The sequence below is a fragment of the Paenibacillus sp. AD87 genome (genome assembly GCF_001659845.1).
In the GTDB taxonomy this organism is placed as follows: Bacteria; Bacillota; Bacilli; order Paenibacillales; family Paenibacillaceae; genus Paenibacillus; species Paenibacillus marchantiae.
The window spans coordinates 148,829-175,639 of record NZ_LXQN01000022.1 but is presented as its reverse complement, the minus strand read 5'-3'; the positions used below and the strand labels follow the sequence as shown (position 1 = coordinate 175,639).

The following is a 26,811-nucleotide window of genomic DNA, read 5'->3' as shown; positions in this document are numbered from 1 at the left end:
ACTGCCGATGTTATTCGGTGGTGGTTTTTATTTGTTATATACGAAGTATCTAATAAGTATCTAATATAAACCGTAACAGCCCGGAGAAAATCCAGGGCTGTTCTTTTATTTCAATTTATGTGAATGTGCTAATTTTTTTATAGTCAGATTAATTTAAGAAGGTTCTGTCTATTTAATCATTTGGTTGCATGCATCCCCTAGGCTTAAAAGTGAGTTCTCCAATGCATAATGGGTCTCTGAATCAATGATGACTCCTTGTTTATTCATCTTCAATGTAATATGAGGAATGGTTAGAGAGGCCTCATGTAAGACTTGAGCATTAATCATGTTTAGCGTCAGCAATAGTGAAGCATGGGCTTTGTCACCGCCCATGGGGCTGGGAGAAGCAGCGATGGCAACGGTGGGTTTATTGAGCCATTCTCCTGAAGATACAATCCAATCTAATGCGTTTTTTAAGACCCCAGGAACTCCATTTCCATACTCCGGTGTGCAGATCAGAACTCCATCCGAATACTTCAGTTGGGCTCTCAAATTCTGTACGGACTCAGGAGCTTCCTCAATATCGAGGTCAGGGTTAAAATGCGGTAGATCATTTAATCCACCATATACTCCAAACTTAAGGTTAGGAGGAGCTAGCTTAATCATGGCATGCATTAGTAAAGTATTGGAGGACTGATTGCGCAGGCTTCCGGAAATCGCAAGGATATTAAATTCTTTTTTCATGGGTATACATCATCTCTATTCCTTAGTAATGTAGGGCAATCTGTTTATTTTCCTCCTGTTGGAATGGACTGTCTATAGAAAACGCATTTAATTAAGGCATTCTTCATGTTACTCAGAGGATATCCACAATTCTTCATCAAAAATGCATGCGATAGTTTGCATGACTCCTGGGTAATAGGATGAAGAGAGCGCTTAAAATAAACAACTGACGAATGAATCATAATAAATATTTTTTAAAATTAGTACCAAGTACTAATACTTAGTGCTATAATGATAAAAAAACAAACGAGGTGACTACCGGTATGAATCAATCAATGTCAACCATTACCGCAATGGGTACGTATGTACCGGATCGAATATTAAGTAATGCTGATTTGGAGAAGCTGGTCGACACGAGTGATGAATGGATTGTACAGCGTACAGGGATGAGAGAACGGCGCATAGCAGCTGATGATCAATTTGTATCTGACCTGGCCACCAAGGCTGTAGAAGATATGATGCGCCGTTATAATGTTAGCGTAGAAGATGTGGATATGATTTTGGTTGCTACCAGCACACCTGAATATTCATTTCCCAGCACAGCATCTAGAGTACAGGCAAATCTCAAGATTCCACGTACGGGAGTACTTGATTTGAATGCGGCATGTGCAGGATTTACGTATGGATTGCAACTGGCGGACAGTCTGGTAACCAGTGGTATGTATCATAAAGTGTTGGTTATTGGAGCAGAGACGTTGTCCAAGATTACTGATTATACAGACCGTACGACATGTGTATTGTTCGGCGACGGGGCAGGAGCCTTTTTGGTAGAAAGAGCTGCTGGGAAAGGCGATTTTGTGGCAGCCATCTCAGGTACGAGTGGAGAAGGCGGTATTCATCTCTATAAGAGTGGTCTTTCTTCTGAGATGAATGGTGTACCTCTGCAGGGTGAGGGATGCCTTGTCCAGAATGGCAGAGAGATCTATAAGTGGGTAGTACGCACGATTCCAGAACAATTGAGTGGGCTTATAGCCAAAGCAGAGATGAAGCCGGAGCAGATCGATTGGTTTGTACCCCATAGTGCGAATCTAAGAATGATTGAAGCGGTTTGTGAACGCGGTCCTATTCCGCTGGAACGCACTTTAACAAGTGTTGAGTACAGGGGAAATACCTCGGCAGCTTCCATTCCGCTCGCTTTACAGCTTGCAGTAGACGCAGGGAAATTAAAGCATGGGCATCAAATAGCACTGTTTGGTTTTGGAGGCGGCCTGACCTACGCAAGTCTTGTGCTTAGATGGAGTGTACCGGACAGTCCTTCAGCAAACGAGGGATAAAATATATATACAGTGCCGTCTTCGATAATGTATGAGTCCTTTGCTATCAATATCGCTATAGTTACTACACAAAAGGGGTACAGCTCTCAAGAAGAGCTGTACCCCATATTGTTACTGCCAAGATAAAGGTTCAATTGAATTGAAATCGACAAGTTTATCAGATACATAGTATGTTAACTGTATGCTTTCAACATCATGAACCAATTCACCAGTACTTCGTAGTGTTGGATAGATCTCAGCGAAGTAAGCTCCATCAAACGGGATAATAACAGGTGCATCCAAAATACTTAGTCGCTCATAAGTGTAGAACATAGCTTCTCCGTTTACTATTACTTTCAGATCCACAGGTGCTTTAGCGCTCAAAGCGAGATAAAGTGTTGGAACGTCATCTGCATTAACTAGTGCAAAATCATCTGAAATACTCATCGTTGATACATCATCCTTGTACAAAAACAATCTTGTTCCATTGGTGACCTCTTCATCTTTGGATGGCTTTGGCACATAACCTGTTCCGCCATAATACTTATAAATCCGATGTAGAATCACTGCCGTTTCGGCTAAAGTTACCTTTTGATTTGGATAAAAGTATCCTTTGGAATTGGGCTTCATCACGCCCTGCTGGGAGAATCCAAGCAGAGCATCACGTTTTACATAATCAAGGTCGGAACCTAAATGATTTTCGTTTTTGGATTTAATAAAGCCAAATTCGGGTGCTAATGGCTGGTAAGCATAATTCCATTTTTCATAAGTATCATAGGAATTAAAATATCTTTTGGGAATATCCTTGAATGTTTGCAGTTTGGTGAGTGATTCTTTCTCTGACATTTCATTGACGGAGTAACCGATATCCGGAAAAAGAGTATTTAGTGTAATTAATAAGTCCCAGCGAGATAAGATCTTACTAGGTTGATATGTAAATGTCCCATTGTTGTAATTGATTTTATCTGCTGCTGCAATTAATCCTGAGGGATTGCTAGGGATACTACCGTATACGTCTCTAAAAGTTTGATAATATGTACTGGTTGCAGGAACACCAGGGATTTCTACATCTTTACTGCTATCTACCCGGAACTCTTGGAATAAGAGGTAAATCATACGAGTGAGTTCTGCTTTTGATACGTTCTTGCTTAAATTCTTCTCTTCTTGCTTAAAGTTCTGCATGACCTTATGAGATGCCATAAATTCAACAGATGGTTTGGCCCATTCATATTTGCTTGAGCTTGAAGCTGCGTTTGCTAGTGACGTAGTGAACAGTGATAAACTGAGTGTCAGAATAATAATGAAAATACTACACTTTGGATACCTCATTCGAACCTCCTATGATTTTTAAAATTAGAATTACATCCTATTTATTGTAGTCGACAAATGATGGTAAGATCAATTTTAAATTGTATAACTGAGTAAACTTAATAAACGTACACCTCATGTAATCCATGAGGTGTACGTTTATGTTTAAAAATTTTCTTAATCCCATTAACGATTTATGGCGTGAGCTTTGGTGCTTGGCGGTGATGAGTCCCTTGCTCATAGCTGTAAGCCAGCTTGATCAAGGTTCCTTCATCAAAGGCGCGGCCCAGGAATTCCATACCTACTGGTAAACCTTCAGTTGTAAATCCAGCAGGTACGGTGATTGCCGGGAAGCCGGAGAATGGACTCAATCGGTTGTTACCGCCGGAGTTTTGTCCTTCGCCAATAACACCAGCGGCTTGCGTGGACGTAGGATAGATGATGGCATCCAGGTTGTTGTCCGCCATAACTTTCAGCAAGGACTCACGTGTGATTTGAGTACGTTTCAGGACGATGTCCTTGTATTCGGCAGTTTCCAACGTTTCCCGTGCATCACGAGTCTTCATCGACTGTTCTTGTGATTTGTCGAACTGTCCGGAAGCAATAATCTCAGACAAGCTGTGATAAGGGGCTTCGTCACCAAGAGACTCCAGATAGTCATTAAGTTGGAATTTGAACTCGTATCCACTCAAGCTTGGGTATTTGTTTATTTCAGCCAGGTTCGGAATGCTGATTGGGACTGCCGTAGCTCCCAGCGTTTTGAGTTCTTCTACAGCGTTGTTAATCACGTCAGCAACGGCTTTTTCCTCAGCTTTGGTGCTTGGGATGAGTTCGGTGGCCACACCGATCCGTGCACCTTTCAGACCGTTTACATCCAGGAAATCTGTATAACTGGAAGGGATTTTGCCTACAGCATAAGCTGTAGCGACATCATTTTTATCATAGCCAGCTGTAGCATCCAGCATGATTGCGGCATCACTTACGGTACGAGCCATAGGGCCACCGACATCCTGTGTCAATGCGAGAGGGATGATTCCTTCACGACTGGACAGTCCGATCGTTGGACGAATACCAACAAGGCTGTTGAAGCTGGAAGGGATACGGATTGATCCGCCCGTGTCAGTACCCATGCCTGCAGCTGCAAAGTTTGAGGCAATGGCGGCACCCGTACCACCACTTGACCCGCCTGGATAGTGATCCAGCGCATAAGGATTCAGTGTTTGTCCACCCAGCGAGCTGGACGTGGTAATGCCGAATGCGAATTCATGCAGATTGGTTTTGCCCAAAATAATGGCCCCGGCTGCTTTGAGTTTCTTCACTTGTTCAGCATCGTGAGCAGGAACAGAATCTTTCAAACAGATACATCCTGCGGTTGTAGGCATATCGTTGGTATCAAAGTTATCTTTAACTAAAACCGGAATACCATGTAAAGGTCCGCGGGCACCCTGAGCTGCACGTTCTTCGTCCAACGTTTCAGCGATTTTGAGGGCATCCGGGTTCAAGGTCAGAACTGCGTTAATGCTCACACCCTGATCATCATATTTTTCAATCCGATCCAGGTACTTCTGCACGAGTTCTTTGGATGTTAGCTTTCCTTGCGTCATGGCAGCCTGGAGATCCGTAATTGTCGCTTCCTCCAGAACAAATGGTTTTATGTAGTTATAAATGCGGTCTTTCAATATAGCAACATCATTTTGGGTCAGTACTGCATTAGGAAGGAAGAGGGCGTCGGTATATCCTTTCATCAACCCCGCGGTGTTCAGCGCACCAACGGCACCGGCAAAGCTCGCCTGATCCGGAACATCCTTGAACGATTCTGGAGTGGACTCCAGCTTCAGCCAGGTTTGCAAAGCTAAAGCAGCATCTTTACGCTGTACTGTTGTGCCGGAAAGTTTGTCCATGGAAAAAGGAACACCTGCAAGTGTAGCCGCTTCTTCCATAGCTTGAACAAATGCTACTGCTGTGACAGGTGCCTTACCAGCTGTTACGGCTGCAACCGTAGTTTTGCTAGAAGGCGTTGCCGTTGCAGCTGACGCTGAGGGAACCGTTCCTCCCCATGTTGAGGCAACAACCGCTCCGGCCAGTAACAAGGCCCCACTTTTTTTCAATACAGATCCATGATAAGTCATGCATCCACGCTCCCTTCCTGTGTATCAATGATGTGTGTTGGCGAATCTGATATAGTTGCTTTTTTCACATTCTAAGTACATGTAAGGTATTCTTACAACACTCATATTTATCCAAAAAAACGTATACATACTATTTTTCCGCTATAGAACCTACCAAATGCTCCTAATTCCATGCGCGGAAGAAAAATGTCGAAGAATATTGTGTTAACTAATATGACATAAGAGCCGGAAGATAGGCATCTTATGGGACAAATCGTTATTTGTGAAGCCAAAGCAAACCAATACCATGAAATGATATAATGAAAAGATAGAAGTAGAAGAACTCTTTTAATTACGATAGAAGCAAGAGAGTCATAGGTTTATCAAAGAAAGGAAGATATGGATTGAAAACATTAGTACTCGCAGAAAAACCATCTGTGGCACGAGAAATAGCCAGAGTGATGGGAGCGCGTGATAAACATAAAAGCTATATGGAAGGCCCGAAATATATCGTGACTTGGGCGCTTGGGCATCTTGTTGGATTGGCTGAACCAGAGGACTATGACAAAAAGTATGCAACCTGGAATCTGGAGGATCTGCCGATTCTGCCTGATCGTACCAAGCTGAAGGTACTCAAAGAGACCAACCATCAATACAAAGCGGTACAGCAGCTGATGAAACGTCAGGATGTTGGTGAATTGGTCATTGCAACGGATGCAGCACGTGAGGGTGAATTGCTGGCTCGCTGGATTATGCAAATGGCCCAGTGGAAAAAGCCGTTTAAGCGGCTGTGGATATCATCCCAGACCGACAAGGCCATCAAGGATGGATTTGCATCGCTGAAGCCAGGCAGCCAGTTTGATCGTCTCTATGAATCGGCACGTTGCCGGGCAGAAGCGGATTGGATGATCGGCCTTAACGTGACTCGTGCATTGACGGTTCGATTTAATGCACAATTGTCAGCTGGACGGGTACAGACCCCTACACTTGGCATGATTATGGACAGGGAAAATGAGATCAATGGATTCCGTTCCCAAGAGTATGAGACGTTAACGGCCGATCTGGGAGGTTTCCAGGCGGTATGGCGCGCTGCAGGTGGGGATTCACGCATCTTCGATCCGCAAGAGACACAAGAATTGAAGAAACGAATAGAGGGTCGCAAGGGTACGATTGCCCAAGTGAAAAAAAGTGAAAAGGTTGAGCCGCATCCGCTGGCTTATGACCTGACGGAATTACAACGGGATGCCAACCGAAAATATGGTTTCTCCGCCAAGCAAACATCGAATGTGCTGCAACGTCTTTATGAACAGCACAAGCTGGTAACCTACCCACGTACAGACAGCCGTTACCTGACATCGGATATGACGGGAACGCTGAAAGAACGACTGGATAGTGTAGCGATTGGCCCCTATGCGTCTCTGGCTCGTCCGTTGTTGCGCAAAAATCTGAATATCACCAAACGTATCGTGGATGACAGCAGGGTAACGGATCACCATGCGATCATTCCAACAGAACAGACGGTTCTCCTCAATCAGCTGAATCCAGAGGAACGTAAGCTATACGATCTGATCGTACGCCGTTTTATCAGCTTGTTCTATCCGGCTGCGAAGTACGATTCTGTTGCGATCACTGTTCAGGTGGGCAACGATTCCTTTCATGTGAAAGGCACAACGGTGAAAGAAAGCGGCTGGCGGGAAGTGTACGGCGGAGATTATAGCGATGAGGATGATGATCGTGCTGACGATTCCTCAGACCATGAGCGTGCGCTTTTGCCAGACGTGCAGCAAGGTCAGTCCGTGACGGTTCAACGTTGTCATATCAAAAGTGGACGGACGATGCCGCCAAAACGGTATACCGAGGCAGCTTTGCTTTCTCAAATGGAGAAGCATGGACTGGGCACTCCGGCTACACGAGCGGATATTATCGAGAAGCTTGTAAGTTCCGACACCATTGATCGTCAAGGGAACAGCATGCATCCAACGGGAAAAGGAAAACAGCTGATTGAACTGGCTGCTCCACAGCTGCGTTCACCGGAGTTAACAGCTCGCTGGGAAGCTGAGCTGGAACGAATCGCCCGTGGACAAGGGAAGCCTGAGCCTTTCCTGGAGAGCATCCGTTCGATGGCGAAAGAGCTTGTATCTACAGTAAAAGGTAGCAAAGCGGAGTACAAGCCACATAATGTATCGAATAGTCACTGCCCGGATTGTAATGCCCGCTTACTGGAGAAGAAAGGCAAACGCGGCAAGTTCCTCGTGTGTCCAACAGAGGATTGCGGATATCGTCGTTCGGCGGAGAAACGATTATCCAACCGTCGCTGTGCACAGTGTCACAAAAAGATGGAAATCAAAGAGGGTAAGGCAGGTTTGTACGTGCAATGTCTGCCTTGCGGCATAACGGAAACATTGGATAAAGACAAACAGCATGTGAACAAACGTGATCAGCAAAAGCTGGTCAAACAATATGCGAAACAGGAGTCGATCGGTTCCAATTTGGGAGAACTGTTGAAGGCAGCCATGGAGAAAAAGGGAGAGTAAGACTGTCGTATAAGATTCTCCTTTTTCAGGCAACGTAAGCCTAGGAGGTGATACGCAGATGCCACATAACAAACCAGAGAAGATTCATAATCAGCAGAACAAAGACAGCATTCAGGAAGAGAGTATCTCTGTACGTCCCGAAAAGGCAGCAAAAAGAGCACCAAACCTGAATGGTATTCCTAAACAGGAGTCATAGGTTAGGTATTCGGGATTCATTGCTTCTAAATATCTTTGCGGTTCCCTTCTCGCGTTGATCATGTTCCTTCAGAGGACTATAATGGAGGTACAGGGAGATGTCCCGGGACAGGGGGACCGCTAGAATTATATGCAAACCGGATTGATACTGTGGTTTTTATTTATCAATGTCGTAGGTTACCTGGTCATGTCGGACGACAAGAAACGTGCGCAGCGCCGTCGAGACCGTACACCCGAACGAACGCTGTTTCTGCTGGCCTTTATTGGTGGGGCATTGGGAGTATGGATTGCAATGTATCGTAAACGTCACAAGACCAAACATCCCAGTTTTACGATCGGCATTCCGTTGTTGTTATTCCTGAATGCGGTAATTTATGGGTATTTCCTGCAATAAGGTAGAATTTAATGGTTAGGATCTGCTGTACTCCAGGTGAGTGGCTAGAATGATTATGTAAAATGTTTCTTATAAATGGTTCATTTAGACCTGGGGACGTTTAAGGAGTTACATGGTTCTTGTATTTTATGTCAGACCGAAGCTGGCTTCGAATGTTCTACATATAAAGGAAGGGACGGGATTTACATGTTATTCTCCAAAATACTAGTTGCTTATGATGGTTCGAAAGCTTCAAATAAAGCACTCGATCGTGCGATTGAGTTAGCCAAAGTTTCTCCGGGTGCAGTCTTGGATGTTATTCATGCCTTTGACTTTCCACGTGTATTCATCGGGGAAGGATTGGCACCTTTGCCACCTTCTTTGAATAATGACTACTATAATCTGGCGGTGCAAACGACGGATGAAGCGAAAGAGCGGATTCAGGCTGCTGGCGTTACAGCAAACGTGGATCTGATTCAAGGAGCTGCTGCCGAGGTCCTTCTCGATTATGCCAAAGAGAACGGATCGGATATCATCATTATTGGTAGTCGTGGTCTTGGTGGAATCCGGGAATTTGTCTTGGGTAGCGTTAGTCACAACGTAGTGCAGCATGCTCAGGTTCCGGTACTTATCGTGAAATAATTATAGAATTTGTGTACACATAAAAGAGAAATGCCGGCTGTCTTCGATAGGTTGAAGAGGGGTCGGCTTTCTTTTTTGGAATAAAAGGGATGCAGTATCTCCGAATGATCGGTTATTTCCGAACATTAAATTTGTCAATATGTTAAATGTTCGTCTTTAAGTTGACATTAGCTGTAGGGGATTGTTAGAATGTTAGATGTGTCGATCAGTTATATATAAGGTCGAGTAGGTTCGAAAGATGTGGAATTTTCAATATTATTGAATTAATTTGTTGAAATAGATATTTGCTCGTATAACGCCGGGAATAGGGCCCGGAAGTATCTACCCGGGAACCGTAAATTTCCGGACTACGAGGAGATACGGCTGAGAGACGCATGAAATCAGATGCGGACAGCAAGCCTGCCTTTGGCATGCCCAAATGCGGGATACGTATTTCTTGGAGTCCGGTGTCCGGAGAAAATGTGATGTTTTCGCGGGTAGCGGATTTTTTCATTTCACAATAAACGAGAAGCAACAGGATGAAACCAAAACGCTCAGACGGGAGTTGGATGTATTCATGTCAGTACAGGTGGCTGTAATTATGGGCAGTAAGTCGGATTGGGAAACGATGAAGTATGCTTGTGAGGTGCTGGACGAGCTGGAGATTGGGTATGAAAAAAAAGTCGTATCCGCGCATCGCACACCAGATTTGATGTTTGAATATGCGGAGCAAGCGATTGACCGTGGATTCAAGGTTATCATTGCGGGTGCGGGTGGGGCAGCTCATCTGCCCGGTATGGTTGCTTCCAAAACGATGCTTCCGGTCATTGGAGTTCCCGTGCAATCCAAGGCGCTAAATGGTCTCGATTCCTTGCTGTCCATTGTTCAGATGCCTGGTGGCATTCCCGTCGCAACGGTAGCGATTGGCAAAGCAGGTGCAACGAATGCCGGATTGCTTGCGGCTCAGATCATCGGTGCTTTTGACCAGGATGTCCAACGTCGCAGCGAAGCCCGCAGAGAGCGAATCAAACAAGAAGTGCTCGAAAGCAGTGACGAAATATGAATAATACAAGAATACAACCCGGATCAGCAGGCAAAGCAGAACGTGTCTTGCTCCCAGGAAAAACAACCATTGGTGTTCTCGGAGGCGGGCAGCTTGGACGGATGCTGACACTTGCCGGAACAGCGATGGGTTATCGGTTCGTTACACTTGATCCGGCAGCAGATGCTCCTTGTGGACAAATTGCCGATCAGATTGAAGCGGGATATGACGATGAAAAGGCTGCACTCGAACTGGCTCGGCAGTGTGATGTAATCACATATGAGTTCGAGAATGTAGATGCAGATGTTGCTTCTCTCCTAGAACGGGAATCCTATGTACCGCAAGGAAGTGCATTATTGTACACAACCCAGCATCGTTTACGAGAAAAACGAGCCATTGAGGCGGCTGGTGTACGTGTAGCCCCTTATCGGGAAATTACAAGCAAGGACACAATGAAGGCGGCCGTGAGTGAACTTGGTGTTCCTTGTGTACTGAAGACGGTGACTGGTGGATATGACGGCAAGGGTCAGCGGGTTATACGAGAAACAAATCAGGCGATAGCTGCCTATGAAGAACTCGCAGCTACCGGTGCGGAACTGGTATTGGAGCAATTTATTAAATTTGACTGCGAGATTTCAGTCGTTGTTGCACGCAGCACGAATGGGGAAATTAAGACGTTCCCGCCTGCGGAGAACATTCATGTGAACAACATTTTGCATGCTTCGATCGTACCAGCAAGAGTGGCGACCGAAATACAGATTGAGGCGCAGAAGTTGGCGGCAGCAGTGGCTCAATCCATCCAAGCCGTTGGATTGCTGGCAGTGGAATTGTTTGTTGCGGCAGATGGAAGACTTTACGTGAATGAGCTGGCCCCTAGGCCGCATAATTCCGGTCACTATACGATGGAGGCCTGTGCCACATCACAATTTGAACAGCATATTCGTGCGATTTGCGGATTGCCGCTTGGAGATACTTCATTATTGAGCCCGGTTGTTATGGTCAATGTGCTTGGAGAACATCTGGAAGGTATAATTGCCAGAACGGGTCAGGCTGACGCGGAAGCGTTGGAACTCGGTGTGATTCCTAAGCTTCATATATATGGTAAGACTGAAGCGAAGACAGGACGGAAAATGGGGCATGTCAATCTGCTCTGTCAGGATGTCGAAGAAGGATTACAATGGATTGAACAAACTAATCTTTGGAGGAATACAAATTTATGATCGAACGTTATAGCAGACCCGAAATGAGAGCCATTTGGACGGAGGAAAACAAATTCAAGTCATGGCTGGAAGTTGAAATTTGTGCATGTGAAGCTTGGGCGGAGCTTGGAGTCATTCCTAAGGAAGAAGCAGCATTGCTTCGTCAGAATGCTTCTTTTGATATCGACCGCATTTACGAGATTGAACAGGAAACACGTCATGACGTTATTGCCTTCACACGTACGGTATCTGAAAGTCTGGGAGCAGAGCGGAAATGGGTGCACTACGGACTGACTTCCACGGATGTCGTTGATACGGCTCTCGGATATGTACTCCGTCAGGCAAACGAAATCTTGGAACGTGATATCGTGAACTTTATCGAAATTTTACGTGACAAAGCGAAGACTTATCAGCACACGCCAATGATGGGACGTACACATGGGGTGCATGCAGAGCCAACGACGTTTGGTCTGAAAATGGCACTCTGGCATGAAGAAATGAAACGGAATCTGGAGCGTTTCCGCCACGCGGCAGATAACGTACAGTACGGTAAAATCTCTGGAGCAGTTGGGACTTACGCGAACATCGATCCATTTGTTGAAGAGTTTGTCTGCGAGAAGCTGGGTACGAAGCCTGCACCAATCTCGACTCAAACGCTGCAACGTGACCGTCATGCAGAATACATGGCTACACTGGCATTGATCGCAACATCTTTGGACAAGTTCGCTACAGAAGTACGTGCGCTGCAAAAGAGCGAGTTCCGTGAAGTGGAAGAAGCATTTGCGAAGGGTCAAAAGGGATCTTCGGCAATGCCGCACAAACGTAACCCAATCGGCAGTGAAAATATTTCCGGTCTGTCCCGTGTCATTCGTGGACATATGGTATCGGCATACGAGAACGTGACACTGTGGCATGAGCGTGATATCTCGCACTCTTCCGTAGAGCGTATCATTCTGCCAGATGCAACGATGCTGCTGAACTACATGCTGAACCGTTTCGGTAACATCGTGAAGAACTTGACGGTATTTCCTGAAAATATGAAACGTAATATGGAGCGCACCTTCGGCGTGCCATTCTCCGGTCGCGTAATGACGAAGCTGATCGACAAAGGTTTCAGCCGCGAGCAGGCATACGATACTGTTCAACCACGTGCGATGCAAGCATGGGAAGAACAACGCCAGTTCCAAGATATCGTGAAATCCACACCGGAAATCACGGAAGTGCTGAGCGAAGAGGAAATCGCAGATGCGTTCAACCCATCATGGCACCTGAAGCACGTAGACACCATCTTTAAAAAGCTTGGTTTGAACGACTAATATAATACTCTCATAAGGCTAGAGAACAGAATGATGGGTCAGCAGGGAACGCAGAGGACAGAAATAAGCTGAAGAAGCGAAGCTAAAAGCTTTCTGAAAGAAAGCTACTTCGGAAGCATACGCTTCGCCTTTATCCCCGGATTTGCACTTTGAAAAAGTGGAATCAAAAAATCTGGGGATAACAGCGATCGGAAGATTGTTCTGTCATCGGAGTGGAGTCCGCACCATCAGGATTCTGTTCTTAGCCTTACATCTCCTGAAAGAAGGTGAGCCTCCATGGCGCTGTCCACTGCGGCAGATCTCGTTAAAGCTCCTTTGTTATATAAGGGAAAAGTACGTGAGTTGTACGATCTGGGTGAACATTTTCTCATCGTGGTTACGGATCGGATTTCGGCATTTGACTATGTGCTGGACCCAGCCGTTCCCGAGAAGGGCAATGTGCTTAATAAACTGAGCAGCTTCTGGTTTGAACTGACGGGCGACATGATGGATAACCACGTGGTGCATACGGATGTAAACCAATTGGGCGATATCATTACTGATCCTGAACTGCTCAAAGACCGCATCATGGTGACCCGCAAAGCCGAGCGCATTGATATTGAATGTGTGGTACGTGGATACATTACCGGAGGCGGATGGAGACAATATGAGAAAAGCGGAGAGGTCAACGGTATCAAGCTGCCTGATGGACTTCGCAAAAATGCCAAGCTCGACGTTCCCATCTTCACCCCGGCGGCCAAAAATGATGTCGGTCATGACGAAGACATTCCGATGGACCGAATGAAAGAACTTGTCGGAGATGCTCTCGCGATTGAGCTTCAGGAAAAGAGCCTGCGTCTCTACGAATTTGCTCGCGACTATTGCGATCAGCGGGGCATCATTCTCGCAGACTGCAAATTCGAGTTCGGCATGGTCGATGGCAAAGTCATTCTGATCGATGAAATCTTCACGCCAGACGCTTCTCGCTTCTGGGCCAAAGAGAATTACGAACTCGACATCGAGATCGATAGCATGGATAAAGAGCCAGTGCGCACATATCTGTTAGGCAGCGATTGGGACAAGAACAGCAAACCTGACCCGCTGCCACAAGAGGTAGTGGAGGCCACAACCGCAAGGTACGTCGATATTTATAACCGTTTAACGGAAAAGTAAGTTTGAGTAAGGGACGTTTGAGTGTAGGCTACGGGAAAGTTTGAGGAGGCTAACGTTTGAGCGGGCTACGGGAAAGTTTGGCTTTCGATCGCTGTTGCCCCCGGAATGTTTGGATTGGAATCCTTTTTTCAAAAGGAAACATTCCGGTTGCAAAGGCGAAGCATATGCTTACGAAGTAGCTTTCTTTCAGAAAGCTTTTAGCTTCGCTTCTCCAGCTCAAATCTTTCCCTCCGCCAGTTTCAAACTGGGGATGAGGCAATTAAGTGCGGAGGCTTCCCACAGGTAGGGAAGCCTGAAAAAATTACGAGAATTAAATTCATTGATTACTAAACTATTTTATAGACCATTCACTGTTTTCACGTAATGGTCAGACTAGACCATTACACACCGTGCAACGTAAAAGGTTTAGGCCTTTAAAAACGTCCGTATGGACTAGCGGAGGGGCGGAATTGTTCTTAAAGGAGCGATAGCGTTCGCCTTTGTCCCCGGGTTTTGACCGCATAGCGGGCCAAAACAATCCAAAAAACCTGGGGACAACAGCGACCGGAAAGAACAATCCGCCCCGGAGCAAGCTCCCAAGTCACTTTTTTTAACAGCGTAAAGCATTTATCCCGTTCATTACTGAGGAGGAACATAAGGATCATGATCAAAGCAACCGTCTATGTCACTATTAAGCAAAGCGTTCTCGACCCGCAAGGAGTAGCTGTTCAAGGTGCCCTGCATTCGATGGGATTCAATGAAGTGGAAAGTGTACGGATTGGTAAAGTCATGGAACTGACTCTGGATACAACAGACCGTGCGGAAGCGGAGAAACGATTGACAGTAATGTGTGAAAAGCTGCTGGCTAACACCGTTGTTGAAGATTACCGCTACGAATTGGAGGGTTAATCCCATGAAATTTGCAGTTCTTGTGTTTCCTGGCTCCAACTGCGACATCGACTGTTACAAATCAGTAGAAGATGCGATTGGACAAGAGGTTGATTATGTATGGCACACGGCTACAGATCTATCGGCTTATGATTGTATCCTAGTTCCAGGTGGTTTCTCTTATGGTGACTATCTGCGTTGCGGAGCGATCTCCCGTTTTGCACCCGTAATGAATGAGGTAGCTAAGGCTGCTGAACAAGGTAAATATATTCTCGGCATTTGTAACGGATTTCAGATCCTTACTGAGGCAGGATTGCTTCCTGGCGCTTTGATCCGCAACATGTCGCTGAAATTCCGTTGTCACGATACGGTGTTGAAAGTAGCGAATGCAGATACTCCATTTACACGTGACTATGCACCGGGGGAAGAGATTGTTATTCCAATTGCTCACGGTGAAGGAAACTATTACTGTGACGAGGAAACACTCGCGAGTTTGCAGGCAAACAACCAGATCGTCTTTACGTATGGCAGCAACCCGAACGGTTCCCTGGGTGATATCGCGGGAATCTGTAATGAGGGTGGAAACGTGGTTGGTATGATGCCACATCCAGAGCGCGCGGTGGACTCACTGCTGGGTTCGGAAGACGGCAAACGTATGTTTACATCTATTTTGAAAGCATGGAGGGATCGGCATGACGCAGCAGCTATCCGCTAAGGAACCGACAGCAGAACAGGTCGCAGAACATAAACTTTACGCACAAATGGGCGTGTCTGACAGCGAGTATGAGCTGATCTGTGAGTTCATGGGGCGTAAGCCGAACTACACGGAGATTGGTGTTTTCAGTGTTATGTGGTCGGAGCACTGCGCATACAAAAACTCCAAGCCGTTACTGCGTCGATTCCCTACAAGTGGACCGCGTGTCCTGATGGGTCCGGGTGAAGGTGCCGGGATCGTAGATATCGGTGACAATCAGGCCGTTGTATTCAAAATTGAAAGCCATAACCATCCTTCCGCGGTTGAGCCTTACCAAGGTGCGGCAACAGGTGTTGGCGGCATTATCCGTGATATTTTCTCTATGGGAGCAAGACCGGTAGCTTTGTTGAATTCCTTGCGTTTTGGCAAGCTGGAAAGTGATCGCGTTAAATATCTGTTCGAGCACGTGGTAGCAGGTATTGCTGGATACGGAAACTGTATTGGTATTCCTACTGTTGCTGGTGAAGTCATGTTTGATGAGAGCTATGAAGGCAATCCGCTGGTTAATGCTATGTGTGTGGGTCTTATTGATCATGACAAAATCCAGCGCGGCGTGGCTAAAGGTGTGGGGAACCCAGTGTATTATGTAGGGCCGCCAACAGGCCGGGATGGTATTCATGGAGCGACCTTTGCATCAGTTGAACTGACGGAAGAATCCGAGTCCCAACGGACAGCGGTTCAGGTAGGTGACCCGTTCATGGAAAAACTCGTAATGGAGTCTTGCCTCGAATTGATCGATACCGGTATCGTGCTTGGTATTCAGGATATGGGCGCAGCAGGTCTGACGTGCTCCAGTGCGGAAATGGCAAGTAAAGCAGGTAATGGTTTGGAACTGTATCTGGATCAGGTGCCACAGCGTGAAGAAGGCATGACACCTTACGAGATGATGTTGTCCGAGTCCCAAGAACGGATGTTGTTCGTCGTTGAGCCGAAGGATGAGGCGCAGGCGATGGAAATCTTTGAACGTTGGGGCGTAATCTGTGCAAAAGTCGGTAAAGTAACGGATGATGGTCGTCTGAAATTGATTCACCACGGCGAAGTGGTTGGAGATATGCCGGTAACGGCATTGGTTGACGAATGTCCTGTGTATGACAAACCTTCTTCTGTACCTGCCTACTACGAGCAAAGTGCTTCCATCGACACGCTTCGTTACGACGAAGTGTCGGATCTCGGCGGAGCTTTGAAACAAGTGCTGGCTTCACCAACAGTAGCAAGTAAAAAATGGGTGTATGACCAATACGACTACATGGTGCGTACAAGCACTGCCGTTCGTCCTGGTTCGGATGCAGCCGTAGTTACGATTCGTGGTACACGCAAAGGTCTCGCGATGACAACGGACTGTAATGGACGTTATGTTTACCTTGATCCTGAAGTAGGTGGACGGATTGCAGTCAGCGAAGCTGCCCGTAATATTGTATGTTCCGGTGCAGAGCCACTCGCGATTACGGACAACCTGAACTTCGGTAACCCGGAGAAGCCGGATATTTTCTGGCAAATGGAGAAAGCGGTAGACGGTATGGCGGAAGCTTGTCATGTGCTGGATACGCCGGTCATCGGTGGTAACGTAAGTCTGTACAATGAAAACGCCAAAGGCTCTATCTATCCAACGCCAGTTGTCGGTATGGTAGGTCTCGTTCATGATACGGATCATATCACGACACAGGCATTCAAATCCGAAGGAGATGTTATCATCCTCCTCGGTGAAACAAAAGCTGAACTGGGTGGCAGCGAGCTGCAATACGCGGTTCATGGTCAGACGGAAGGTCGCCCTCCAGAACTGAACTTGCAAACAGAAAAAGCGTTGCTCAGCACGGTGCTGGAAGCTATTCAATCCGGTCTCGTTCGCTCTGCACATGACTTGTCTGAAGGCGGCTTGGCTGTAGCACTCGCAGAGTCTTGTATCAGCGGTAACGTAGGAGCACAGGTGAATGTGGAGACTGCACTGCGTGCAGATCACGCCCTGTTCAGTGAGAGCCAATCCCGTATCTTGTTGTCGGCTACGCCAGAGCAAGCGGGGAAACTTGAAGCATTTGTACGTGAGCGCGGTGTACCTGTAGCTGTGATTGGACGTGTAGAAGGAAGTAACCTGACGATTGAATTGAACGGAACATCAGCCGTGAGCGAACCTGTAGGAGGTTTGGCTCAGGTCTGGGAGGATGCGATTCCATGTCTCATGAACTGACGACAGGACCGTTGTGGACAGGTGATTATTATAATGAAGGGTCCGGCAAGGAGGGACTCGACAAATTGAAGGAAGAATGCGGCGTGTTCGGGGTGTTCAGACACCCTGACGCAGCTTCGCTCTCCTATTATGGACTGCATGCGCTGCAACATCGGGGCGAAGAAAGTGCAGGCATGTGTGTGAGTGATGGCAGCCAGTTTAACTATCATCGCGGCATGGGTCTGGTGAAGGAAGTCTTCACTAAAGACCTGATGCAGACGTTGACCGGGGATATTTCCATTGGACATGTCCGTTATTCTACAAGTGGTGACAGTAAGCTGACGAACGCACAGCCATTAGTATTCAAATACCGTGATGGTGATCTGGCTGTAGCAACGAACGGAAACATTGTAAATGCGCCAACAATCCGGCGTGAATTGGAGCAGGGCGGATCTATTTTTCAAACGACCAGTGATACCGAAGTTATTGCCCATCTAATCGCGAGATCTTCCAAAGGATTGGTAGAAGCCGCGAAGGATGCGTTCCAGCGTATTGTGGGTGGTTATGCATTTCTGATCATGACCAACGACAAATTGCTGGTTGCTTCTGATCCCCATGGTCTGCGTCCGCTCACAATGGGTAAATTGGGAGATGCGTATCTGTTCGCATCCGAGACATGTGCATTGGAGACGATCGGTGCAGAGTTGATTCGTGACATTGAACCGGGTGAACTGTTGGTGCTGGATGCGGATGGTCTTCACGAGGACCGCTTCGATCATCACAAACACCGCAAGGCACTGTGTGCGATGGAGTATATTTACTTTGCCCGTCCGGACAGTGACATGAATGGTGCAAACCAGCACGCTGCGCGTAAACGGATGGGCAGCCGGATGGCGATTGAGTCATTTGTGGATGCCGATCTGGTAACAGGTGTACCAGACTCCAGTATTTCCGCGGCAATCGGCTACGCCGAGCAGACAGGGATTCCGTATGAGATGGGTATGATCAAAAACAAATACACCGGACGTACGTTTATCCAGCCAAGCCAGGAACTGCGGGAACAAGGCGTGAAGATGAAACTGAGTGCTGTGCGCCGTGTGGTAGAAGGCAAACGCGTGGTCATGATTGACGACTCCATCGTACGGGGAACCACTTCCCGCCGAATCGTGAACATGCTGCGTGATGCCGGAGCAACAGAGGTGCATGTACGCATTACATCACCACCGTTCAAAAACCCGTGCTTTTACGGCATCGATACGCCTGACAGCCGTGAATTAATTGCTTCACAGCTGTCGGTGGAAGAAATTTGCCGTGAAATTAATGCGGACTCCCTGTCGTTCCTCAGCCCCGATGGGCTGATTACGTCGATTCAGGGAGATAATCAGGATGACTACAAAGGCGGGCTTTGCCTCGCATGCTTTGATAATGATTATCCAACCCGCCTCGACTTCGGCGGCGAAGAGAAATTCGGCTGCAGCTGCTAGCTGTTATCCTGCGAGACAAACGTAACTCGTAGCCCGCGCCCTTAAGCCCCGCCTTGCGGAGCAACAGGGGCCCAGGCAGCGGTGCGAAGCAGCTGGCCTCAGGGCGCAGCCCGGCCCTTAGCCCCGCCTTGCGGAGCAACAGGGGCCAAGGCAGCAGTGCGAAGCAGCTACCCCCGGGCATAGCCCGAGCCCTTAGCCCCGCCTTGCGGAGCAATAGGGGCCAGGGCGGCCAAGCGAAGCAGCTGCCCCCGAGCGCAGCCCGGCCCTTAGCCCCGCCTTGCGGAGCAACAGGGGCCGGGCAGCCAGGCGAAGCAGCTGCCCCCGAGCGCAGCCCGGCCCTTAAGCCCCGCCTTGCGGAGCAATAGGGGCCAGGGCAGCCAAGCGAAGCAGCTGCCCCCGCGGGCTTGCCCCGCAGCGCAGCCGAGCGGGGTTCGCCGACCGATGGCCTTCGGCCAGCGGAATCGGCGAACAACCACGCGAGCACACGAACGAACCAATCATAGCAAGATCATACCAGCCACCCCTGCACCGCTTGTTTGGCGGGTGTCCAGAGGGCCTGCCAAGGTCCTATGGGGTCCTCCCGGGCGGGAGGATTTAGGAGGGGCGAAAAATAAGGAGCTGATTCCACTTGTCCGAAGCATACAAAAACGCCGGCGTCGATATCGCGGCAGGCAACGAAGCGGTTGAACGGATGAAAAAACACGTGAAGCGTACCTTCCGTCCGGAAGTGATGACAGATCTGGGAGGCTTTGGCGCCCTGTTCGGTTTGAACAAAGATAAATATGATGAGCCGGTGCTTGTATCCGGTACAGACGGTGTAGGAACTAAGCTGAAAATCGCATTTGCCATGGACCGTCATGATACCATCGGAATCGACGCGGTAGCCATGTGTGTGAACGACATTGTGGTACAGGGTGCAGAGCCGCTGTTCTTCCTCGACTATCTGGCTTGTGACAAAGTCATACCGGAGAAAATCGAAGCCATTGTTGCGGGAATCGCAGAAGGCTGTCATCAATCCGGTTGTGCATTAATCGGTGGGGAAACGGCTGAAATGCCGGGCATGTACAGTGAGGGTGAATACGATATTGCCGGATTTACCGTAGGTATCGTGGACAAAGCGAAAATCATTAACGGTACAACGATCTCTCCTGGCGACACAGTGATCGGACTTGCATCCAGCGGAGTGCATAGTAACGGATTCTCCTTGGTACGCAAACTATTGTTGGAACAAGCCGGATTGGGCTTGCAGGATGAAGTTGCTGAACTGGGTGGTAAGCTGGGTGACGCACTACTGGAACCAACGAAAATCTATGTGAAACCACTCCTGTCCCTGCTTGAAAAGGTAAAAGTAAAAGGCATGGCCCACATTACTGGTGGTGGCTTCATCGAGAACATCCCGCGTATGCTGCCAAGCAGCGTGAATGTAGATATTGACTATGGTTCTTGGCCGATTCTGCCAATCTTCAATCTGTTGCAAGAAAAGGGCTCCGTTTCGAACCGCGACATGTTCACCACGTTTAATATGGGGATCGGACTTGTGCTGGTCGTGAATGAAGCTGACGCAGTTGAAGCATTGGAACAACTGAAAGCATCCGGTGAAGAAGCGTACATCATTGGACGTGTGACCGAAGGAGATGCGCGAGTAACCTTCACGGGAGCGGATGTTTAATGGCGAACTACCGTATTGCTGTATTTGCCTCTGGTGAAGGGTCGAACTTTCAAGCATTGGTAGATGCAGCACGGAACGGAGGGCTGGGGGCATCCATAGATCTGCTGGTAAGTGACAAACCGGCTGCACGTGTGGTGCAGCGGGCGCAGGAGGCAGGCGTGGAATGCCATCTGTTTACTCCTAAAAATTATGATTCCCGCGAAGCCTACGAGGCTGAGATCGTGGAAGTGCTTGAATCCAAAGACATTGACCTGGTTGTTCTTGCCGGATACATGAGATTGTTGACTTCGGTAGTCGTGGATCGCTATGCAGGAAGATTGATTAACATTCATCCGTCATTGTTGCCAGCGTTTGCAGGCAAAGATGCCATAGGGCAGGCACTGGAATATGGCGTTAAAATCACCGGGGTTACCGTCCACTTTGTGGATGGGGGAATGGATACAGGGCCGATTATTGCCCAGCACCCTGTTCCTATTTTGCCAGATGATACGCCTGAGTCAATCAGCCGTTCTATTCATGCGGCCGAACAGCAGTTATACCCCGAGGTTGTTTCCTGGTTTGCGCAAGGTCTGGTTCAGTTAGACGGACGTCACGTCACTGTTAACAAACCGGTTTGATATAAGTTGAAAATTTTTTACACATTAACGGAGAGGATAGAAAAAACCTGAAGAAGCGAAGCGTTCGCCTAAAAGCTTTCTGAAAGAAAGCTGCATCGGAAGCATACGCTTTATCACCGGATTTTCCCTTTAAGAAAAGGGAATCAAAAATCTGGGGATAACAGCGATTAGAAGGTTGTTCTGTCATCGGAGTGTCTCGTGTAAACATCTTGGTTCAACTTGTATAACAGAAGTCGAAAATTGGTACGCATTTTGTGATATTTCTCGGGAAATAAATCGGTTGTGTTTCGCCATGAAACGCGAAACCATGGGACATTAAAGGAGGAGCATATTGTGAGTATCAAAAGAGCGCTGGTCAGCGTATGGGATAAAACAGGTATCGTGGATTTTTGCCGCGAGCTGTCGCAAATGGGTGTGGAGATTATTTCGACAGGAGGTACAAGCAGTCTGTTGTCGAAGGAAGGCGTACCTGTCATCGGAATTTCGGATGTGACCGGATTCCCGGAGATTATGGACGGACGTGTTAAAACATTGCATCCGGCAGTGCATGGTGGTTTATTGGCTGTTCGTGACAGCGAAGAGCACAAGCGCCAGATGGAGGAGAATGGACTGGACTATATCGACCTCGTTGTTGTAAACCTGTATCCGTTCCAGGACACCATCGCCAAACTGGACGTAACGTATGAGGACGCAATCGAGAACATCGATATTGGTGGTCCAACCATGCTTCGTTCTGCTGCCAAAAACCATGCTTATGTTAGTGTCGTTGTAGACACAGCAGATTATGGCAAGGTGCTTGAAGAGGTCCGCAGCAATGGGGACACCACACTCGAGACACGCAAACGGCTTGCGGCAAAAGTGTTCCGCCATACAGCGGCATACGATGCAGTTATTTCCGATTATCTCTCCAACCTGAACGGTAATCCACTGCCAGAGCGTCTGACGGTTACTTACGAAAAACTCCAGGATTTGCGCTATGGCGAAAATCCACATCAGCAGGCGGCATTCTACCGCAAACCGCTGGCAGCCCAAGATACGTTGACAACAGCCGAGCAATTGCACGGCAAAGAGTTGTCTTACAATAATATCAACGATGCGAACGCAGCCTTGCAGATTGTGAAAGAATTTGAAGAACCGGCAGTTGTGGCGGTTAAACATATGAATCCTTGCGGCGTAGGTATTGGCGAAAGCATCTACGAGGCTTATGGCAAAGCTTATGCGGCTGATCCAACTTCTATCTTTGGTGGAATCGTGGCAGCCAACCGCATTATCGACAGCGATACAGCGGCTAAACTGAGTGAAATTTTCCTGGAAATCGTACTGGCTCCTGACTTTACACAAGAGGCACTCGACATCCTGACCAAAAAGAAAAATATTCGTTTGCTCAAAACCGGTGAACTGAACGCTGCCCGCAATCGGGAGAGTAAGTTCGTAGTTACCTCCATCGACGGCGGCATGATCGTGCAACAAAGCGATGTGCATTCCATTGAAGCGAGCGAGCTTAAGGTAGTTACAGATCGTGCACCATCCGAAGAAGAACTGAAACAGCTGTTGTTTGGCTGGAAAGTGGTTAAGCATGTGAAATCTAATGCGATCGTGCTTGCAGCAAACGACATGACTGTAGGTGTTGGCGCAGGGCAAATGAACCGTGTCGGCGCAGCCAAGATTGCTATTGAACAAGCTGGAGAACTAGCCAAAGGTGCCATTCTGGCATCCGATGCGTTCTTCCCAATGGGCGATACACTGGAACTTGCAGCCAAAGCTGGAGTTACAGCCGTTATTCAACCAGGTGGTTCGATCAAGGACGAAGAGTCCATTAAAGTAGCGAATGAATACGGCATTGCCATGGTCTTCACTGGCGTTCGTCACTTCAAACACTAGAGCGAAAAAGGTTTAATAAGGGGTGTCGCCTGTCATGCTTATGACTTATGGTACACCCCTTCTTTTTTAGGATATTTCAACACGTAATAGTATAACAAAACCAGTTATACACGGAGGGGGAACAACGCTAATGGATATTCTGGTAGTGGGTGGCGGTGGCCGGGAACACGCAATCATATGGGCACTGGCGAAAAGCCCGAAGGCAGGCAAGATTCATTGTGCTCCGGGAAATGCAGGCATTGCACAGCTTGCTGAGTGTCATCCGATTGCGGTAAATGAATTCGATAAACTGACGGCGCTTGCCGTTGAACTTAACGTGGGATTGGTTGTTATTGGGCCAGACGATCCGCTGGCAGACGGCATTGTGGACGCTTTTGATAAAACAGGAATTCCTGTATTTGGACCACGCCGCAATGCAGCAGAGATTGAGGGCAGCAAAACGTTCATGAAAGACCTGCTGCACAAATACAATATTCCGACTGCAGCCTATGAGAAGTTCGACAATTACGAGCAAGCGCAGACTTATCTGAATGAGCAGGCCATCCCTGTGGTAATCAAGGCCGATGGGTTGGCGGCTGGAAAAGGCGTTACCGTAGCCTATTCCCGTGATGAGGCTGACCAGGCACTCCGCAGCATTATGGTGGAGAAAGTATTTGGTGAAGCAGGAGCCAAAGTTATCATCGAAGAATTCCTGGCAGGTCAGGAAATGTCGATTTTGGCTTTTGTCGATGGGGAGACCGTTCGTCCGATGGCTGCTGCACAAGATCACAAACCGGTATTCGACAATGATCAGGGGCCAAACACAGGCGGAATGGGTACGTACTCACCATTGCCACACATTCCAGCCTCCATTATTGAAGAAGCGGTAGAGACGATTATCAAACCAACAGCCAAAGCGATGGTATCCGAAGGGCGCCCGTTCCAAGGTGTATTGTTTGCCGGGCTGATGATTTCACCAGATGGTAAACCCAAAACGATTGAGTTCAACGCGCGCTTCGGTGATCCCGAGACACAGGTTGTATTGCCGCGTCTGAAGAGTGATTTGCTCGACATTTTCTGGGCAACTGTGCACGGGAAATTGGCGGATATTGAGATTGAATGGAGCGACGAAGCCGCTGTATGTGTGGTGCTTGCCTCTGGAGGTTATCCTGGTCCGTATGCAAAAGGTGTAGTTATTGAAGGACTGGATCAAGTCGACGAAGCAGTGGTATTCCATGCTGGAACAGCACGCAATGAATCTGGAGAATGGGTCACCAATGGTGGACGAATTCTAGGCGTTGTGGGTCTTGGTTCTGATATTGCCGAAGCTAGAAACAAAGCCTACGCTCAAGCGGAACGTATTCATTTTGACGGTAAACATCAACGTTCTGATATTGCTGCCAAAGCGTTGGTATAACTAATTCTAATTAATTGTAACTTGATAAAGTGAAACCTAAGGGCCCGTAAAGATGTACACCGAAAAAGGTGTTTGCATCCCGCGGGTCCTTTTCAACGTATACATGATTATGGTGTAATTGCTGGACGTGTCGCAGTCCGGATACGGCAAAGAAGAATGGCTGTAAATAAAGGCCTGTAGCAGGTTTAATCGACTAAAGTAAAGGGTACCATTTCTATAAACTGGTCTATACTAATTATGTGAACCATATCACATAAAATGAACTGTAGATGCGAGAAAGACCACATACATAAAAGTTTATTTTGTGAACTCATTTTATAATCTATATTCCAAACCATAACGTGCAACTGGATGGTTTGGCGTAGAACATGTTATACTTTTCTGAAACAGGAATGAATAAGAGGGGAGGTGGATATCTATTGGGAAGGCGATATTGTAAACTGTCCAAATGGAGAATTTTGGTGGAGTAAATCGAGAAACAATGACAGCATGAGGGGGAACCCTGTTTTTAGTGAAGTAGTTTCTATAAGTGATTGACTTCATCCTGAATTCCTGTTTTGCAATTTTACAAGGTCAAAGTACAACCTATACACACTTTATCTTTTCGATTTCATATAAGGCATACGCCATATTGAACGTCAATCAGCTGTTGAATGGTTAACGAAGTTAACCAATGACGCTGTAACTATCTCTGGAGGTGAATCCCTGAGAAGCGGGGAAATCATTGGACATAATCACCATATTAAATATTGTATTACTCATTATCTTGATTGCATTGACCGCATTTTTCGTTGCATCTGAGTTCGCTGTGGTTAAGATTCGTACATCAAGAGTGGATCAACTGGTTGCCGAGGGGAATAAAAAAGCCATACTGGCCAAAAAAGTAGTCTCGGACCTCGATTATTATCTGTCAGCCTGTCAGCTCGGTATTACCGTAACTGCCCTTGGATTGGGAGCGCTCGGTAAGCCAACTGTTGAAAGGTTGTTATACCCGGTATTTAATTATCTGGACGTATCAGCTTCCATATCGGCGGTTGCTTCCTATGCGATTGCCTTTATCCTTGTCACGTTCCTGCACGTTGTGGTTGGGGAGATGGCTCCCAAAACGATGGCGATTCAATTTTCGGAAAAATTGACGCTGTTGCTCTCGCCGCCGCTATATTGGTTCGGAAAAATTATGTATCCCTTCATTTGGGCGCTGAATGGTGCATCCCGCGTGCTTCTTAGGGCATTTGGCGTGAAGCCTGCCGGACATGAACAGGCCTACTCGGAGGATGAGATCAAAATCATCATGAACCAGAGTTATGAAGGAGACGAGAACAACAAGACCAAGCTTTCGTATCTGGAAAACGTATTCGTGTTCGATGAGCGTGATGCCAAAGACATCATGGTTCCGAGGACAGAGCTTGTGACGCTGAATCAGAATATGACTTACGACGATATCATTCCGATATTGGATGAGCATAATTATTCACGTTATCCCGTCATCGAGGATGGGGACAAGGACCGAATTGTCGGTGTAGTGAATGTGAAAAAGATTTTGCCTGACATGGTTGCCCTTAGGGAGCACCAACTTATCGATTTTGTTCGGGAGATTCCTTTCGTTTCTGAAGTTACAAGTATCCAGGATGCGATGATCAAGATGCAGCAGGAACGCGTGCACATGGCTGTGGTCGTGGATGAATACGGAGGTACTTCGGGAATCATTACAATGGAGGATATTCTGGAGGAGCTTGTCGGTGAGATTCGGGATGAGTTCGATGCTGATGAAGTTGCTGACATTCAGGTAACCGGAGAAAACCAATATCTCATTAACGGCCGAGTGCTGCTGGATGAGTTGGAGCGGCAGTTTGGGATTGTCTTTGAAGGCAACGAAGAAATGGATACTGTGGCCGGATGGATTCAATTCCAGAAGGGTGTCGGTGTGGAACAAGGTGATACAGTAGAACACGGTGATTACGTTTGGACTGTTGTGGACGCAGAAAATTTTCACATTAAGCAGGTTCTGCTTGAACGTGTAAACGGTACTGAGGTCGATGAATCTGCCAGTGACCTGGCGTGATGTTGGTTCGATCATGACTGTAATCTAGGGTATGACTGCCCATTTGGCTACTGCCCT

General features: G+C 47.4%; 21 protein-coding genes and 1 riboswitch. Of the genes, 18 read left to right on the top strand and 3 right to left on the bottom strand.

Annotation, left to right across the window (positions count from 1 at the left end; genetic code table 11):
- Nucleotides 1-168 precede the first annotated feature (168 nt).
- Nucleotides 169-723, bottom strand: a complete 555-nt coding sequence (locus gpAD87_RS28985; RefSeq protein ID WP_064642314.1) for an NADPH-dependent FMN reductase — start codon at nt 721-723, stop codon at nt 169-171.
- Nucleotides 724-1,025: 302 nt separating this feature from the next.
- Between gpAD87_RS28985 and gpAD87_RS28980 the strand changes: the two genes are divergently transcribed.
- Entirely contained in the window at nt 1,026-2,036 is a 1,011-nt protein-coding gene (locus tag gpAD87_RS28980; RefSeq protein ID WP_064642312.1) for a ketoacyl-ACP synthase III, read from the top strand.
- A gap of 111 nt (nt 2,037-2,147) precedes the next feature.
- On the opposite strand, the gene gpAD87_RS28975 is transcribed toward gpAD87_RS28980, so the two are convergent.
- Both gpAD87_RS28975 and gpAD87_RS28970 read right to left on the bottom strand, forming a co-directional pair.
- Entirely contained in the window at nt 2,148-3,344 is a 1,197-nt protein-coding gene (locus tag gpAD87_RS28975) for an S-layer homology domain-containing protein (RefSeq protein ID WP_064642310.1), read from the bottom strand.
- A gap of 173 nt (nt 3,345-3,517) precedes the next feature.
- Entirely contained in the window at nt 3,518-5,452 is a 1,935-nt protein-coding gene (locus gpAD87_RS28970) for an amidase family protein (RefSeq protein WP_064642307.1), read from the bottom strand.
- 383 nt (nt 5,453-5,835) lie between these two features.
- Between gpAD87_RS28970 and gpAD87_RS28965 the strand changes: the two genes are divergently transcribed.
- The 17 genes from gpAD87_RS28965 to gpAD87_RS28890 all read left to right on the top strand — a co-directional run bounded on the left by gpAD87_RS28965 (nt 5,836) and on the right by gpAD87_RS28890 (nt 26,754).
- On the top strand, nt 5,836-7,965 hold the full coding sequence (locus tag gpAD87_RS28965) for a DNA topoisomerase III (RefSeq protein ID WP_064642305.1): 2,130 nt from the start codon (nt 5,836-5,838) through the stop codon (nt 7,963-7,965).
- 58 nt (nt 7,966-8,023) lie between these two features.
- Entirely contained in the window at nt 8,024-8,161 is a 138-nt protein-coding gene (locus tag gpAD87_RS32360; protein WP_162842470.1) for a hypothetical protein, read from the top strand.
- A 129-nt stretch (nt 8,162-8,290) separates the two neighbouring features.
- Nucleotides 8,291-8,554 carry a DUF1294 domain-containing protein gene (locus gpAD87_RS28960; RefSeq protein ID WP_063568208.1) on the top strand — a complete coding sequence of 88 codons (264 nt, stop codon included), beginning with the start codon at nt 8,291-8,293 and terminating at the stop codon, nt 8,552-8,554.
- Nucleotides 8,555-8,740: 186 nt separating this feature from the next.
- Entirely contained in the window at nt 8,741-9,175 is a 435-nt protein-coding gene (locus gpAD87_RS28955; protein ID WP_024633549.1) for a universal stress protein, read from the top strand.
- Nucleotides 9,176-9,443: 268 nt separating this feature from the next.
- Nucleotides 9,444-9,545, top strand: a riboswitch (purine riboswitch).
- Nucleotides 9,546-9,731: 186 nt separating this feature from the next.
- A complete protein-coding gene (gene purE, locus gpAD87_RS28950) occupies nt 9,732-10,217 on the top strand; it encodes a 5-(carboxyamino)imidazole ribonucleotide mutase (protein WP_063568218.1) in 486 nt (161 codons plus the stop codon).
- The gene (gene purK / locus gpAD87_RS28945; protein WP_064642303.1) at nt 10,214-11,416 is read left to right on the top strand and encodes a 5-(carboxyamino)imidazole ribonucleotide synthase; all 1,203 of its coding nucleotides are present in this window, start codon (nt 10,214-10,216) and stop codon (nt 11,414-11,416) included. The genes purE and purK overlap by 4 nt, the downstream gene beginning before the upstream one ends.
- Nucleotides 11,413-12,711 carry an adenylosuccinate lyase gene (purB, locus tag gpAD87_RS28940; RefSeq protein WP_063568205.1) on the top strand — a complete coding sequence of 433 codons (1,299 nt, stop codon included), beginning with the start codon at nt 11,413-11,415 and terminating at the stop codon, nt 12,709-12,711. Before purK ends, purB begins: the two co-directional genes overlap by 4 nt.
- A 276-nt stretch (nt 12,712-12,987) precedes the next feature.
- On the top strand, nt 12,988-13,863 hold the full coding sequence (locus gpAD87_RS28935) for a phosphoribosylaminoimidazolesuccinocarboxamide synthase (RefSeq protein ID WP_063568204.1): 876 nt from the start codon (nt 12,988-12,990) through the stop codon (nt 13,861-13,863).
- A gap of 642 nt (nt 13,864-14,505) precedes the next feature.
- A complete protein-coding gene (gene purS, locus gpAD87_RS28930) occupies nt 14,506-14,751 on the top strand; it encodes a phosphoribosylformylglycinamidine synthase subunit PurS (RefSeq protein WP_024633544.1) in 246 nt (81 codons plus the stop codon).
- Nucleotides 14,752-14,755: 4 nt separating this feature from the next.
- On the top strand, nt 14,756-15,445 hold the full coding sequence (purQ, locus tag gpAD87_RS28925; RefSeq protein WP_064642301.1) for a phosphoribosylformylglycinamidine synthase subunit PurQ: 690 nt from the start codon (nt 14,756-14,758) through the stop codon (nt 15,443-15,445).
- Nucleotides 15,423-17,666: a phosphoribosylformylglycinamidine synthase subunit PurL gene (purL, locus tag gpAD87_RS28920; protein ID WP_064642299.1), complete on the top strand. Its 2,244-nt coding sequence runs from the start codon at nt 15,423-15,425 to the stop codon at nt 17,664-17,666. Before purQ ends, purL begins: the two co-directional genes overlap by 23 nt.
- Complete coding sequence (gene purF / locus gpAD87_RS28915; protein ID WP_064642297.1) at nt 17,651-19,129, top strand: amidophosphoribosyltransferase; 1,479 nt, start codon at nt 17,651-17,653, stop codon at nt 19,127-19,129. Before purL ends, purF begins: the two co-directional genes overlap by 16 nt.
- Before the next feature lie 628 nt (nt 19,130-19,757).
- Nucleotides 19,758-20,798 carry a phosphoribosylformylglycinamidine cyclo-ligase gene (purM, locus tag gpAD87_RS28910; RefSeq protein ID WP_063568060.1) on the top strand — a complete coding sequence of 347 codons (1,041 nt, stop codon included), beginning with the start codon at nt 19,758-19,760 and terminating at the stop codon, nt 20,796-20,798.
- Nucleotides 20,798-21,415 carry a phosphoribosylglycinamide formyltransferase gene (gene purN / locus gpAD87_RS28905; RefSeq protein WP_064642295.1) on the top strand — a complete coding sequence of 206 codons (618 nt, stop codon included), beginning with the start codon at nt 20,798-20,800 and terminating at the stop codon, nt 21,413-21,415. Before purM ends, purN begins: the two co-directional genes overlap by 1 nt.
- A 333-nt stretch (nt 21,416-21,748) precedes the next feature.
- On the top strand, nt 21,749-23,296 hold the full coding sequence (purH, locus tag gpAD87_RS28900) for a bifunctional phosphoribosylaminoimidazolecarboxamide formyltransferase/IMP cyclohydrolase (RefSeq protein WP_064642294.1): 1,548 nt from the start codon (nt 21,749-21,751) through the stop codon (nt 23,294-23,296).
- Between the two features lie 130 nt (nt 23,297-23,426).
- The gene (gene purD, locus gpAD87_RS28895; protein ID WP_064642292.1) at nt 23,427-24,692 is read left to right on the top strand and encodes a phosphoribosylamine--glycine ligase; all 1,266 of its coding nucleotides are present in this window, start codon (nt 23,427-23,429) and stop codon (nt 24,690-24,692) included.
- A 724-nt stretch (nt 24,693-25,416) separates the two neighbouring features.
- Nucleotides 25,417-26,754 carry a hemolysin family protein gene (locus gpAD87_RS28890; RefSeq protein ID WP_064642290.1) on the top strand — a complete coding sequence of 446 codons (1,338 nt, stop codon included), beginning with the start codon at nt 25,417-25,419 and terminating at the stop codon, nt 26,752-26,754.
- The last annotated feature ends 57 nt before the right edge of the window (nt 26,755-26,811 follow it).